Below are 14,567 nucleotides of genomic sequence, written 5' to 3'. Positions count from 1 at the left end.
GCTGGTTCTTCCGGACACCTTCCCGTCGCCGAACGCGCCGACGTCCGGCGGGCCATGGGACGGCTCGTACGGGCTGACGCGCGGGCCTTCGCCGCCGTACTGGCCCTCAACTCCCTTGCCGCCATTGCCGGGTTGGCCGGACCGTGGCTGGTCGGGCGGATCATCGACGAGGTGCGGGACGGGGCCGGTGTGTCGGCCGTGGACCGGCTGGCGTCGGCCATCGTGGTGTGTGCGCTCGTGCAGCTGGTACTGGCGCGCTGGGCACGGTACGTCGGGCACCGGTTCGGGGAGCGGACGCTGGCGCGGGTGCGCGAGGAGTTCGTGGACCGGACGCTGGCGCTGCCCGCGTCCGTCGTGGAGCGGGCCGGGACCGGTGATCTGACGGCGCGCGGCACGGCCGACGTCACCACCGTCGGCACCACCCTGCGGGACGCCGGGCCGGAACTGCTCATCAGCTCCGTGCAGGCGCTGTTCCTGATGGGCGCGGTGTTCGTACTGGACCCGCTGCTCGGCGTCTGCGGGCTGGTCGGCCTGACCGGCATCCGGTTCGCGCTGCGCTGGTATCTGCGCCGGGCGCGCGACGGCTATCTCGCCGAGGGCGCGGCCAACTCGGAGGTCGCGGAGATCCTCGCGGCAACCGCGTCCGGCGCCCGCACAGTGGAGGCGCTACGGCTGGAGCGACGGCGGGTGACGGCGAGCCGGGAGGCGCTGGAGACGTCCCGTCGCGCCCGGTTCCACACGCTGTTCCTGCGCACCGTGTTCTTCCCGTCGGTGGAGGTGTCGTACTTCGTCCCCGTGGCGGCGGTGCTGCTGGTCGGCGGGGTGCTGCACGAGCGGGGCGCGATGAGCCTGGGCGCGGTGGTCGCCGCGGCGCTGTATCTGCAGCAGCTCAGCAATCCGCTGGACGAGATCCTGATGCGGGTCGAGCAACTGCAGAGCAGCGGCGCCTCGTTCGCCCGCGTGGAGGGCCTGGCCCGGGCCCCGCGGACGAAGGACGCCGGCTCTCCCGTCCCGGTGGACGACCGGATCGACGTGACCGGCGTGCGCTACTCCTACGACCGCGGCGGAGAGGTGCTCGGCGGCGTCGACCTGACCGTCCGTCCCGGTGAGCGACTGGCCGTGGTCGGCCCGTCCGGCGCCGGCAAGACGACGCTCAGCAGACTCCTGGCGGGCGTCGACGCACCCAGCGCGGGCACCGTGACCGTGGGCGGAGTACCCGTAGTCGCCCTCGGCCCGGAGGAGCTCCGCCGCCAGGTCGTCCTGGTCACCCAGGAGCACCATGTGTTCCTGGGCACGGTCCGCGACAATCTCCGCATCGCCGAACCGACGGCCACGGACGAGGAGTTGTGGGCCGCGCTCACCGCGGTCGGCGCGGACACCTGGGTGCGGGACCTGCCCGAGGGCATGGACACCCCGCTCGGCGACGGAGGTTGCCGTACGGACGGCCCGCAGGCCCAGCAACTCGCCCTCGCCCGGGTCGTGCTGGCCGATCCGCACACCCTGATCCTCGACGAGGCCACGGCCCTGCTCGATCCGACGACCGCCCGCCACACCGAGCGCGCACTGGCCGCCGTACTCGAGGGCCGCACGGTCATCGCCATCGCCCACCGTCTGCATACGGCCCACGACGCCGACCGGGTGGCCGTGATGGAGGACGGCCGGCTCACCGAACTCGGCACGCACGAGGAGCTGGTGACGGCGGACGGGGCGTATGCGCGGCTGTGGCGGACGTGGCACGGGGACCGCGGGACGACGTAGCCGCACCACGTCCGTATAGCGAACAGCAATTCCCGGACAACGGATGATTTCCAGTCAATCTCTTGACGCGCCCCTGACACACCCGCCGTTCACCTGCCACTCTTCCCACCACCACGTCACAGCAACCTCACAGCTGTGGCGACCGGCTCCCGCACGTGGTTCCGCGCAATGCCCCACCCCTGCCAGAAGGAGTCCGTGTTGAGACGCAATTCCTCAGACAGACGCACCCCCCACAGACCCACTCCCCGAACGGCCGCCGTCGTGTTCGTCGGCGCCGCCGCCCTGATCGCCGCGGCCGTCCAGTCGGGCGCCGCGACCGCCGCCCCGGAGAAGGCACCGTCGGCTGCGGGCAAGGTCATACCGGGCGCAGAGTCCGTCAAGCTCACCCCCGCCCAGCGTGCGCAGCTGATCCGCGAGGCCGATGCCGGCAAGGCGGAGGCCGCCAAGGACCTGGACCTCGGCGCCAAGGAGAAGCTGGTCGTCCGCGATGTCCTCAAGGACGGCAACGGCACGGTCCACACCCGCTACGAGCGGACGTACGACGGCCTCCCCGTCCTCGGCGGCGACCTCGTCGTCGAGACCGCGAAGTCCGGCGCGACCGAGGCCGTCGTCAAGGCCACCCGCGCCGCCATCAAGCCGGCCACCACGACCGCCGCCGTCCCCGCCGCCAAGGCGGAGAACCAGGCGCTGGCCGCCGCCAAGGCGGAGGACGCCAAGAGCCCCGACGTCAACCGGGCGCCCCGCAAGGTGATCTGGGCCGCGAACGGCACACCGACCGTGGCGTACGAGACGGTCGTCGGCGGCTTCCAGCACGACGGCACCCCGCAGGAACTGCACGTCATCACCGACGCCACCACCGGCGAGAAGCTGTACGAGTGGGAGGCGATCGAGACCGGCACCGGCAACACGGTGTACTCCGGCACGGTCAACCTGACCACCACGCAGTCCGGTTCGACGTACAACCTCACCGACGGCGCGCGCGGCAACCACAAGACGTACAACCTCAACCGCGGCACCTCCGGCACCGGCACCCTCTTCTCCGGCCCCGACGACATCTGGGGCAACGGCAGCCCGTCCAACCTGGAGTCCGCAGCCGCTGACGCGCACTACGGCGCGGCGCTGACCTGGGACTACTACAAGAACGTGCACGGGCGCAGCGGCATCCGCGGTGACGGCGTAGGCGCGTACTCGCGCGTCCACTACGGCAACAACTACGTCAACGCGTTCTGGTCCAACAGCTGCTTCTGCATGACGTACGGCGACGGCTCGGGCAACGCCAACCCGCTGGTGTCGATCGACGTGGCCGCGCACGAGATGACCCACGGGCTCACCTCGAACACGGCCGGACTCAACTACAGCGGCGAGTCCGGCGGCCTGAACGAGGCCACCTCCGACATCTTCGGCTCGACCGTCGAGTTCTACGCCAACAACGCCTCCGACGTCGGCGACTACCTCATCGGCGAGGAGATCAACATCCGCGGCGACGGCACCCCGCTGCGCTACATGGACAAGCCGAGCAAGGACGGCTCGTCGAAGGACGCGTGGTACTCGGGCATCGGCTCGATCGACGTGCACTACTCGTCGGGCCCCGCGAACCACTTCTTCTACCTCCTGTCGGAGGGCAGCGGCACCAAGACCATCAACGGTGTCACCTACGACTCGCCCACCGCGGACGGCCTTCCGGTCACCGGCATCGGCCGCGACAAGGCGGAGAAGATCTGGTTCCGGGCGCTGACCACCAAGTTCACGTCCACGACCAACTACTCGGGCGCCCGCACCGGCACCCTCGCGGCGACCGGTGAGCTGTACGGCACGACGAGCGCCGAGTACAAGGCGGTGCAGGACGCGTGGGCCGGCGTCGCGGTCGGCGCGCGCTCCGACGGTGGTGGCGGGGGCGGCGGTACGTCCTTCGAGAACGCGGCGGACGTAGCGATTCCGGACAACGGGGCCGCGGTGACGTCGTCGATCACCGTGTCCGGGCGGACGGGCAACGCGCCGTCGAACCTCGCGGTCGCCGTGGACATCGTCCACACCTACATCGGTGACCTCCAGGTGCAGCTGGTCGCCCCCGACGGCACGGCCTACACGCTGAAGGCGTACGGCACCGGCGGGAGCACGGACAACCTCAACACCACGTACACGGTGAACGCCTCCTCCGAAGTCGCCAACGGCACCTGGCAGTTGCGGGTCCAGGACAACGCGGCCGTGGACACCGGACACATCAGCAGCTGGAAACTGACGTTCCCGTAAGACCGTAGAACAGAAAGCGCACGCTCACAGTCAGGGTGCCGTCCCGGTGGTTCAACTCCCCGGGACGGCACCCGCGTTCATATTCCGGAAATGTTTACCGGACAGTCGACTTTCAGCCAACATCACTTCGGGATCCTGACATGTACGCGCCCCTGGTGTCACTCTTCCCCCACCGCCGCACAACTTCCCGAGCAACCCCCCACATAAGGAGCTTGTGTGCCCCGCCAGACCCCCCACTACGCGCGTCACAGGCGCACCACTCTGGCCATCGCCACCGCGGTCGCGGCCGGAGCCCTCCTCACCACCGGTCTGACCACCGGTGCCTCCGCCGAGCCCGAGTCGTCGGGCACCGACAAGGTCGCCGCCGTCCCGATGGCCCTCACCCCGGCCGACCGCACCGCCCTGATCAAGCAGGCGGACGCGGCGACGACCGAGACGGCCGACGAGACAGGCCTCGGCGCCAAGGAGAAGCTGGTCGTCAGAGACGTCATGAAGGACGCCGACGGCACTGTCCACACGCGCTACGAGCGCACCTACGCCGGCCTGCCGGTCCTCGGCGGCGACCTGGTCGTCCACGAGTCGGCGTCCGGCAATACCAAGGGCATCACCAAGGCGACGAAGGCGGCCATCAAGGTCGCCGACCTGTCCCCCGAGATCACCAAGACGGCCGCCGAGACGCAGGCCGTGAAGCTCGCCAAGGCCGCGGGCTCCACCAAGTCGGAGGCGAAGAACGCGCCCCGCAAGGTCGTCTGGGCGGCGGACGGCAAGCCGACCCTCGCCTACGAGACGGTCGTCGGCGGCCTCCAGGAGGACGGCACCCCGAACGAGCTGCACGTCATCACGGACGCGGCCACCGGCGAGAAGCTGTACGAGTACCAGGGCATCGAGACCGGCACCGGCAAGAGCGGCTACTCGGGCACGGTCACCCTCGGCACGGCCCTGTCGGGTTCGACGTACCAGATGAACGACACCTCGCGCGGCAGCCACAAGACGTACAACCTGGCCCGCGGCACCTCCGGCACCGGCACGCTGTTCACCGACGCCGACGACACCTGGGGCACCGGCACCTTCGGCAGCGCGTCCAGCGACCAGACGGCCGCCGTCGACGCTGCCTACGGCGCGCAGGAGACCTGGGACTTCTACAAGAGCACGTTCGGCCGCAGCGGCATCAAGAACGACGGCAAGGCCGCCTACTCGCGCGTCCACTACGGCAACGCGTACGTCAACGCCTTCTGGTCGGACAGCTGCTTCTGCATGACGTACGGCGACGGCGAGGGCAACGTCAAGCCACTCACCTCGCTGGACGTGGCCGGCCACGAGATGACCCACGGCGTCACCTCCAACACCGCCGGCCTGAACTACAGCGGCGAGTCCGGCGGCCTGAACGAGGCCACGTCCGACATCTTCGGCACGGCGGTGGAGTTCTACGCCGCCAACTCCTCCGACGTCGGCGACTACCTCATCGGCGAGAAGATCGACATCAACGGCGACGGCTCCCCGCTGCGCCACATGGACAAGCCGAGCAAGGACGGCAACTCGGCCGACAGCTGGTCGTCCTCGCTGGGCGGCCTGGACGTCCACTACTCCTCGGGCCCCGCGAACCACTTCTTCTACCTGCTGAGCGAGGGCAGCGGAGCGAAGACGATCAACGGTGTGAGCTACGACTCCCCGACCTCCAACGGCTCCACGGTCACCGGCATCGGCCGGGACAAGGCCGTCCAGATCTGGTACAAGGCGCTGACCGAGTACATGACCTCGACGACCAAGTACGCGGGCGCCCGCACGGCGACCCTGAGCGCCGCTTCCGACCTGTACGGATCCGGCAGCGCCGAGTACAAGGCGGTGGCCGCCGCCTGGAGCGCGGTCAATGTCGGCTAGCTGACACGAAGTTGACGGGCGGCACCCGGAACGAAGGCATTCCCGGGTGCCGCCCTACGCTTGTCTTCCATGTCCTTCACGTACGACGACGTCGGCGCGACCCGGGAGCGCGGCTTCTGCCCGCCCGGCTTCCACCCCATGAACGTCCGCACCCGCATCGGCGAGGGCGAGCCGGTCTTCCGCCGGGCGTCCGAAGCGGTCCTGACCTGGGAGATGCACCGCGCGATGGGCGTGGGCATCGACGCGAGCGCCGACCGCGCGGAACCCGGCGTGGACGTCACCGTCACCCTCGCCGGCCTCATCAAGGCCCCCTGCCGCGTGGTCTGGACGGTGGAGGAACACCGCAGGGCCGGCTGGGCGTACGGCACCCTCACCGGCCACCCCGAGTGCGGCGAGGAGGCCTTCCTCGTCGAACGCACCGGCGACGGCACCGTCTGGCTGACGGTGTCCGCCTTCAGCCGGGGCGCGAAGTGGTACGCGCGGGCGGGGGGTCCGGCGACACGGGGACTGCAGCATGCGTACGCCCGCCGCCTCGGCGCGACCCTGCGCAGGCTGTGCGCACCGCACGAGGAGTTCTGAGGCTCACCTCATCAGCACCCCCGCCCCCTCCACGACGTCCTCTGAAGGCACCGCCAGCAGTCCCAGCTCCGCGCTCGACGCCAGCAACCGATGCGCGGGCAGAATCCGCACCGTGTACCCGTACGGCCCGGTCCGGTCGAGGGAGAGCGGACCCTCGTACACCCACCGCCCGTCCAGATCCGGCCCGCCGACCGGCTTCAGCGGCACCGTCGCCGCATCGGTGATCCGGTCCTCGGGGTCGACGCGCCCCGAAACCGCCTGCACCTCCACGTCGTCGGGCGCGAGGTCGCCGAGACCGACCCGGACCCGCAGACCGAGGGTCGTACCGAGTTGCGCGGTGGCCGAGGCGGCGGACGTCTCCACGTGGTCGACGGTCACCGCATGCCAGGCCGACCGCACCCGGCCCTTCCACAGCGCCAGTTCCCGGGCCGAGTCCGGCGTCATCGCGCGGTGCGCGTGCGCGGCGGGCGTGTAGAGCCGCTCGACGTACTCCCGCACCATGCGCCCGGCCAGCACCTTCGGCCCGAGCAGGGTGAGGGTCTGGCGGACCATCTCGATCCACCGGTCGGGCAGCCCGCCCTGTCCGCGCTCGTAGAAGCGCGGCGTCACCCGCTGTTCCAGCAGGTCGTACAGCGCCGCGGCCTCTATGTCGTCGCGCCGGTCCGGGTCCGTGCCCGTGCCGTCCGCCGTCGGGATGGCCCAGCCGAAGTCCGGCTGGAACCATTCGTCCCACCAGCCGTCCAGCACGGACAGGTTGAGGCAGCCGTTGAGCGCCGCCTTCATGCCGCTGGTGCCGCAGGCCTCCAGCGGCCGGAGCGGGTTGTTCAGCCAGATGTCGCAGCCGGGGTAGAGCTTCTGAGCCATCGCCATGCCGTAGTCGGGCAGGAAGACGATGCGGTGGCGCACCCGCGGGTCGTCCGCGAACCGGACCAGCTCCTGCACCAGCCGCTTTCCGCCGTCGTCCGCCGGATGTGCCTTTCCGGCGACCACGATCTGGATGGGCCGCTCGGGGTGCAGCAGCAGGTCCATCAGCCGGTCGCGGTCGCGCAGCATCAGCGTCAGCCGCTTGTACGACGGGACGCGCCGCGCGAACCCGATCGTCAGCACGTCCGGATCCAGCACGCCGTCGATCCACCCCAGCTCGGCGCTCCCGGCCCCGCGTTGCCGCCAGGAGGCCCGCAGCCGCTGCCGTACCTCCACGACGAGTTGTTCGCGCAGGACCCGCCGCAGCTCGAAGATGTCCTGGTCCGGGATCTCCGCCACCGCGTCCCAGCGGTCCGAACCGCCGACGGTCAGCGCGTCCTCGGTGCGCTGGGCGCCGATCTGCCGGGCGCCCAGCCGGAAGACCTCGGGGGCGACCCAGGTCGGGGCGTGCACGCCGTTCGTCACCGAGGTGATCGGCACCTCGTCGGGGTCGAATCCCGGCCACAGCCCGGAGAACATCTCCCGGCTGACGTTGCCGTGCAGCAGGGAGACGCCGTTGGCGCGCTGGCCGAGGCGCAGGCCCATCACGGCCATGTTGAAGAGGTTCGGTTCGCCGCCCGGGTAGGTCTCCATGCCGAGGTGGAGGATGCGTTCGACGTCGATGCGCGGGAGTTCGGCGTCGGGGCCGAAGTGGCCTGCGACCAGTTCGCGGTCGAAGCGGTCGATTCCGGCCGGGACGGGGGTGTGGGTGGTGAAGACGGTGCCCGCGCGGACCGCCTCCAGGGCCGCGTCGAAGTCCAGCCCCTCGTCGACGAGTTCCGCGATGCGCTCCAGGCCGAGGAAGCCCGCGTGGCCCTCGTTGGTGTGGAAGACCTCGGGCGCCGGATGGCCGGTCAGGCGGCAGTACGTCCGTACCGCCCGGACACCTCCTATACCCAGCAGCATCTCCTGGAGCAGCCGGTGCTCGCTGCCGCCGCCGTAGAGCCGGTCGGTCACGCCGCGTTCGCCGAAGTCGTTCTCCTCGACGTCCGAGTCGAGCATCAGCAGGGGGACGCGGCCCACCTGGGCCAGCCAGATGCGGGCGTGCATCGAGCGGCCGCCGGGGAGGGCGATGGAGACCTGGGCCGGGGTTCCGTCGGACTCGTTGAGAAGGGCGACCGGCAGCTCGTTGGGGTCGAGGACGGGGTAGTGCTCCTGCTGCCAGCCGTCCCGGGAGAGGGTCTGGCGGAAGTAGCCATGGCGGTAGAGGAGGCCCACGCCGATCAGCGGGACGCCCAGGTCGCTGGCCGCCTTGAGATGGTCGCCGGCGAGGATGCCGAGACCGCCGGAGTACTGGGGCAGGGCGGCCGTGATGCCGAACTCCGGGGAGAAGTAGGCGACGGCGGTGGGCAGTTCGGCGGACTGGGTCTGGTACCAGCGGTCGCCGGTCACATAGTCGTTCAGGTCGTCGGCGACCGCGGTGAGGCGGCGCAGAAAGGGGCGGTCCTCGGCGAGTTCGGCGAGCCGGCCGGGCGGCACACTGCCGAGGAGACGTACCGGGTCGCCGTCGGAGGCGGCCCAGCGCTCCGGATCGACGGACTGGAAGAGGTCGCGCGTCTCCGTATGCCAGGACCAGCGGAGATTCCGCGCGAGATCGCTGAGCGGCTGGAGGGATTCGGGGAGAACGGGTCGGACGGTGAATCGACGGATCGCCTTCACATTCCACCTCAACGCTTCGCTGGATGACGCACGGCGGTGTGCGTCAGCGTCCCCGACGACGGTACCGGTGATGGTGTCGCCCTCGCTGGGGGCAATCGCCGGACGGGCCGGATCATCTCACCCCGAACTTCACAGGTACCCCATGACCGATCTGGCCGATTCCGCCCCCGCAGGCCACCTTGTGGTGCTTCACACCGCACGAGAGGCTGCCCAGTGGAGTTGAGGAGGGGGCCCGAACATGACACGGACGCGAACTCGGCGTCTGCGCTGGGTGGGGGGCCTGACCGCGGTGACCTGTGCCGCGGCGATTTCGGCCACGACCCTGCCCGCGCAGGCCGCACCAGAGGGGCACATACTCGGCGCCGGTGCACCCGGCTCCGTGGGAGGAAGTTATCTGGTCACGCTCAAGGGGGGAACAACGGCGCCGTCGGCGGCCGGAAAGAGCCTGGCCGAGAAGTACGGGGCGAAAATAAACCACACCTACGGCACGGTACTCAACGGCTACGCGGTACAGGCCGACGAGAGACAGGCGAAGCGGCTCGCGGCGGACTCCCGCGTCGCGTCGGTCGTCCAGGACACCCGAGTGACCCTGGACCACACGCAGAAGAACCCGCCGTCCTGGGGGCTCGACCGCATCGACCAGAAGAACCTGCCGCTGAACAAGTCGTACACCTGGCCGGATTCCGCGGGCAGCGGTGTGACCGTGTACGTCATCGACACCGGCATCCGGATCGGCCACAAGGACTTCGGCGGACGGGCGAGCCACGGCTGGGACTTCGTCGGCAACGACAGGTCCGCCGGGGACGGCAACGGACACGGCACGCATGTCGCCGGCATCGCCGCGGGCAAGACCTACGGCGTCGCCAAGAAGGCCAAGGTCGTCGCCGTACGCGTCCTCGACAACGCGGGCGCGGGCACGACGGCCCAGGTCATCGCGGGCATCGACTGGGTGACGAAACACGCGAGGAAGCCCGCGGTCGCCAACCTCAGCCTGGGCGGCTCCTACAACACCCAGCTCGACGCGGCCGTACGCAACTCCATCAGGTCCGGCGTGACGTACACCGTCGCGGCCGGCAACGACGGGCTGCCGGCCTCCCTGTACTCCCCCGCGGGTGTACGGGAGGCGATCACGGTCGGCGCGAGTGACAAGAAGGACGCACGGGCGGGCTTCTCCAACTTCGGCTCCGCCCTCGACCTGTTCGCCCCGGGCGTGTCGATCACCTCGGCGTCCATCGCGAGCAACACCGGCAGGGCGACCTACTCCGGTACGTCGATGGCGTCGCCGCACGCCGCGGGCGTGGCCGCGCTGTATCTCGCGGACCACCGGAAGGCGCCGCCTTCGCAGGTCGCCAGGGCGCTGGTCTCCGGGGCGGTGTCCGGCAAGGTCTCCGGGCGGGGCCTCGGTTCGCCGAACAAACTCCTGCAAGTACCGCGCTGATTGCGACAGATTGCCCAGACCGGCTCCGTTCCTCTCGAACGGGGCCGGACTTGTGTGTAGACATACGCGTGAGTAGTTAACAAAGTGCCGGATTGCCCACCCGAATAGGGTGGGAAGGCTCCTGCGGTACACCCCACAGTCACGCCACAGCTGCACCCTTGAAGACGTCCGCAGGACCCACCTCCCCACCCCCATCCGCCCGCACCCACGTTGACGCGGACAGGAGCGGTCATGCCCGCCACGCACCACTGGTCATCACCCCCGACATCCAGCACCGAATCACTTGCCGTGCGCCCCGACGGCGCCGCCGCACCGGCCCCGGAGCCACCCTCCGCGGGCGGCACGGCCGGCGTCGGGCGCATACCCGTCCTCGACGTCCGCCCGATCGTCCAGCTCGGGCGCCGGCCCGCGAAGGCCGTCACCGGTGAGCCGTTCGAGGTCTCGGCCACCGTGTTCCGTGAGGGACATGACGCGGTCGCCGCCAATGTCGTACTGAAGGATCCGGACGGCCGCCTGGGACCGTGGACCCCGATGCGGGAGCTCGCGCCGGGCACCGACCGCTGGGGAGCCGAGGTCGTCGCCGACCGGACCGGCCTGTGGTCGTTCACCGTGGAGGCCTGGGGCGATCCCGTCAACACCTGGCGGCACCACGCCCACATCAAGATCCCGGCCGGGATCGACACCGACCTGGTCCTGGAGGAGGGCGCCCGGCTGTACGAACGTGCGGCCACCGGTGTGCCCCGGGCCGGCGGCGAGCGCGAGGTCGTCCTCGCCGCCGTCGACGCCCTCAGGGACGAGACCCGTCCGGCCTCCTCCCGGCTGGCGGCGGCCCTGACGCCCGAGGTGGACGGGGTGCTGTCGCGGTATCCGCTGCGGGAGTTGGTGACGGCGTCGGAGGCGTTGCCGTTGCTGGTGGAGCGGGAGCGGGCGCTGTTCGGGTCGTGGTACGAGTTCTTCCCGCGTTCGGAGGGCACGCCGGAGTATCCGCATGGGACGTTCCGGTCGGCGGCGCGGCGGCTGCCGGTGATCGCGTCCATGGGCTTCGACGTGGTGTATCTGCCGCCCGTCCATCCGATCGGCAGGACGTTCCGCAAGGGCCGCAACAACACCCTCGACCCGAGTGCTCAGGATGTGGGGGTGCCGTGGGCGATCGGGTCGCCGGAGGGCGGGCACGACGCGGTCCATCCGGAGCTGGGGACGTTCGAGGACTTCGACTGGTTCGTGGCCCAGGCGCGTTCGCTGGGGATGGAGGTGGCGCTGGACTTCGCGTTGCAGTGTTCGCCGGATCATCCGTGGGTGCACAAGCATCCGGAGTGGTTCCATCACCGCCCGGACGGGTCGATCGCGTATGCGGAGAATCCGCCGAAGAAGTACCAGGACATCTATCCGATCGCGTTCGACGCGGACATGGACGGGCTGGTCGCGGAGACGCTGCGGGTGCTGCGGTTGTGGATGGGCCATGGGGTGCGGATCTTCAGGGTGGACAATCCGCACACCAAGCCGGTGGTGTTCTGGCAGCGGGTGCTGGCGGACATCGGGCGCACCGACCCGGATGTGATCTTCCTGGCGGAGGCGTTCACCCGTCCGGCGATGATGCACACGCTGGCGCAGATCGGGTTCCAGCAGTCGTACACGTATTTCACCTGGCGTAACGGCAAGCAGGAGCTGACGGAGTATCTGACGGAGCTGTCGGGTGAGGCGGCGGCGTACATGCGGCCGAACTTCTTCGTCAATACGCCGGACATTCTGCACGCGTATCTGCAGCAGGGCGGGCGGCCGGCGTTCGAGGTGCGGGCGGTGCTGGCGGCCACCCTGTCGCCGACCTGGGGCGTGTACAGCGGCTACGAGCTGTGCGAGAGGGTTCCGCTGCGCGAGGGCAGCGAGGAGTACCTCGACTCGGAGAAGTACCAGCTCAAGCCCCGCGACTGGGAAGCGGCCGAACGCGCGGGGGCCACCATCACCCCACTGATCACCCAACTCAACACCATCCGCCGGGCGAATCCGGCGCTGCGGCAGTTGCGTGATCTCCATTTCCACCACGCCGACCAGGATTCGGTGATCGCCTACTCGAAGCGGAGCGGATCGAACACGGTTCTGGTGGTCGCGAACCTCGACCCTCACCACACCCAGGAGGCCACGGTCTCGTTGGACATGCCGCAACTCGGCCTGGACTGGCACGAGTCCGTGCCGGTGCGCGACGAGCTCACCGGCGAGACCTATCACTGGGGCAGGGCCAACTATGTGCGTCTCGAGCCGGGCAGGAGGCCCGCGCACATCCTGACCGTCCTGCGACCGTCCACCCCGCAGATCGGAGGGTCACCCACATAATGATCGTCAACGAGCCCGTCCCGGACACCTTCGAGGACACTCCGGCCAGGGACCGCGACCCGGACTGGTTCAAGCGAGCCGTCTTCTACGAGGTCCTCGTCCGCTCCTTCCAGGACAGCAACGGCGACGGCGTCGGTGACCTGAAGGGCATCACGGCCAAGCTGGACTATCTCCAGTGGCTGGGCGTGGACTGCCTGTGGCTGCCGCCGTTCTTCAAGTCACCGCTCAGAGACGGCGGCTACGACGTCTCCGACTACACGGCCGTCCTGCCGGAATTCGGTGATCTCGCCGACTTCGTGGAATTCGTCGACGCCGCCCATCAGCGCGGTATGCGCGTCATCATCGACTTCGTCATGAACCACACCAGCGACCAGCACCCGTGGTTCCAGGAGTCCCGCGCCAACCCCGACGGCCCCTACGGCGACTACTACGTCTGGGCCGACGACGACAAGCAGTTCCAGGACGCCCGGATCATCTTCGTCGACACCGAGGCCTCCAACTGGACCTTCGACCCGGTCCGCAAGCAGTACTACTGGCACCGGTTCTTCTCCCACCAGCCGGACCTGAACTACGAGAACCCCAATGTGCAGGAGGAGATGATCTCCGCCCTGCGGTTCTGGCTGGACCTCGGTATCGACGGCTTCCGGCTTGACGCGGTGCCGTATCTGTACCAGCAGGAGGGCACCAACTGCGAGAACCTTCCGGCGACCCATGATTTCCTCAAGCGGGTCCGGAAGGAGATCGACGCCCACTACCCGGACACGGTGCTGCTGGCGGAGGCGAACCAGTGGCCGGAGGACGTCGTCGACTACTTCGGCGACTATGCGTCGGGCGGGGACGAATGCCATATGGCGTTCCATTTCCCGGTGATGCCGCGGATCTTCATGGCCGTACGCCGGGAATCCCGCTACCCGGTCTCGGAAATCCTCGCCAAGACCCCGGCGATTCCCTCCAACTGCCAGTGGGGCGTCTTCCTGCGCAACCACGACGAGCTGACCCTGGAAATGGTCACCGACGAGGAACGCGACTACATGTGGGCGGAGTACGCGAAGGACCCGCGTATGCGCGCCAACATCGGGATCCGCCGCCGCCTCGCGCCGCTGCTGGACAACGACCGCAACCAGATCGAGCTGTTCACGGCCCTGCTGCTCTCCCTCCCGGGCTCGCCGATCCTCTACTACGGCGACGAGATCGGCATGGGCGACAACATCTGGCTCGGCGACCGTGACGCCGTGCGCACCCCGATGCAGTGGACCCCGGACCGCAACGCGGGCTTCTCGTCGTGCGACCCGGGCCGGCTGTTCCTGCCGACGATCATGGATCCGGTCTACGGCTACCAGGTCACGAACGTCGAGGCGTCGATGTCGTCCCCGTCGTCGCTGCTGCACTGGACCCGCCGCATGATCGAGATCCGCAAGCAGAACCTGGCGTTCGGCCTCGGCTCGTACACCGAGCTGCCGTCCTCCAACCCGGCGGTGATCGCGTTCCTGCGTGAGTACGAGGACGACCTCGTCCTGTGCGTGAACAACTTCTCCCGGTTCGCCCAGCCCACCGAGCTGGACCTCAGCCGGTTCAAGGGACGCCACCCGGTCGAGCTGTTCGGCGGCGTACGCTTCCCGGCCGTCGGTGAACTGCCGTACCTGCTGACCCTCGGGGGTCACGGCTTCTACTGGTTCCGCCTGCGCAAGGACCCCGCGTAGCCACCGCCGGTCAA

The 14,567-nt window shown here is 69.5% G+C and carries 8 protein-coding genes; 7 read left to right on the top strand and 1 reads right to left on the bottom strand.

All coding sequences use genetic code 11. The annotated features are described in order from the left end of the window. The first annotated feature begins 54 nt into the window (after positions 1 to 54). From QQY66_RS35360 to QQY66_RS35345, 4 genes are all read left to right on the top strand, one after another. Positions 55 to 1,758: an ABC transporter ATP-binding protein gene (locus QQY66_RS35360; RefSeq protein WP_301987608.1), complete on the top strand. Its 1,704-nt coding sequence runs from the start codon at positions 55 to 57 to the stop codon at positions 1,756 to 1,758. Positions 1,759 to 1,926: 168 nt separating this feature from the next. Beyond that, positions 1,927 to 4,008 carry a M4 family metallopeptidase gene (locus QQY66_RS35355; RefSeq protein WP_301984397.1) on the top strand — a complete coding sequence of 694 codons (2,082 nt, stop codon included), beginning with the start codon at positions 1,927 to 1,929 and terminating at the stop codon, positions 4,006 to 4,008. 216 nt (positions 4,009 to 4,224) lie between these two features. Continuing rightward, a complete protein-coding gene (locus tag QQY66_RS35350; RefSeq protein WP_301984396.1) occupies positions 4,225 to 5,886 on the top strand; it encodes a M4 family metallopeptidase in 1,662 nt (553 codons plus the stop codon). A 69-nt stretch (positions 5,887 to 5,955) separates the two neighbouring features. Further along, on the top strand, positions 5,956 to 6,465 hold the full coding sequence (locus QQY66_RS35345) for a DUF1990 family protein (RefSeq protein WP_301984395.1): 510 nt from the start codon (positions 5,956 to 5,958) through the stop codon (positions 6,463 to 6,465). A gap of 3 nt (positions 6,466 to 6,468) precedes the next feature. Here the strand turns inward: QQY66_RS35345 and QQY66_RS35340 are convergent, their stop codons facing one another. Further along, positions 6,469 to 9,087 carry a glycosyltransferase family 1 protein gene (locus QQY66_RS35340; protein ID WP_301984394.1) on the bottom strand — a complete coding sequence of 873 codons (2,619 nt, stop codon included), beginning with the start codon at positions 9,085 to 9,087 and terminating at the stop codon, positions 6,469 to 6,471. A 238-nt stretch (positions 9,088 to 9,325) separates the two neighbouring features. On the opposite strand from QQY66_RS35340, the gene QQY66_RS35335 reads away from it, so the two are divergent. From QQY66_RS35335 to treS, 3 genes are all read left to right on the top strand, one after another. Then, on the top strand, positions 9,326 to 10,525 hold the full coding sequence (locus QQY66_RS35335; protein ID WP_301984393.1) for a S8 family peptidase: 1,200 nt from the start codon (positions 9,326 to 9,328) through the stop codon (positions 10,523 to 10,525). Positions 10,526 to 10,756: 231 nt separating this feature from the next. After that, positions 10,757 to 12,853 carry an alpha-1,4-glucan--maltose-1-phosphate maltosyltransferase gene (locus QQY66_RS35330; protein ID WP_301984392.1) on the top strand — a complete coding sequence of 699 codons (2,097 nt, stop codon included), beginning with the start codon at positions 10,757 to 10,759 and terminating at the stop codon, positions 12,851 to 12,853. Further along, entirely contained in the window at positions 12,853 to 14,553 is a 1,701-nt protein-coding gene (gene treS, locus QQY66_RS35325; protein ID WP_301984391.1) for a maltose alpha-D-glucosyltransferase, read from the top strand. Before QQY66_RS35330 ends, treS begins: the two co-directional genes overlap by 1 nt. The last annotated feature ends 14 nt before the right edge of the window (positions 14,554 to 14,567 follow it).

It is taken from the genome of Streptomyces sp. DG2A-72 (assembly GCF_030499575.1).
Taxonomy (GTDB): domain Bacteria; phylum Actinomycetota; class Actinomycetes; order Streptomycetales; family Streptomycetaceae; genus Streptomyces.
The sequence above is the reverse complement of the archived record's forward strand: the minus strand, read 5'-3'. Positions and strand labels throughout refer to the sequence as shown.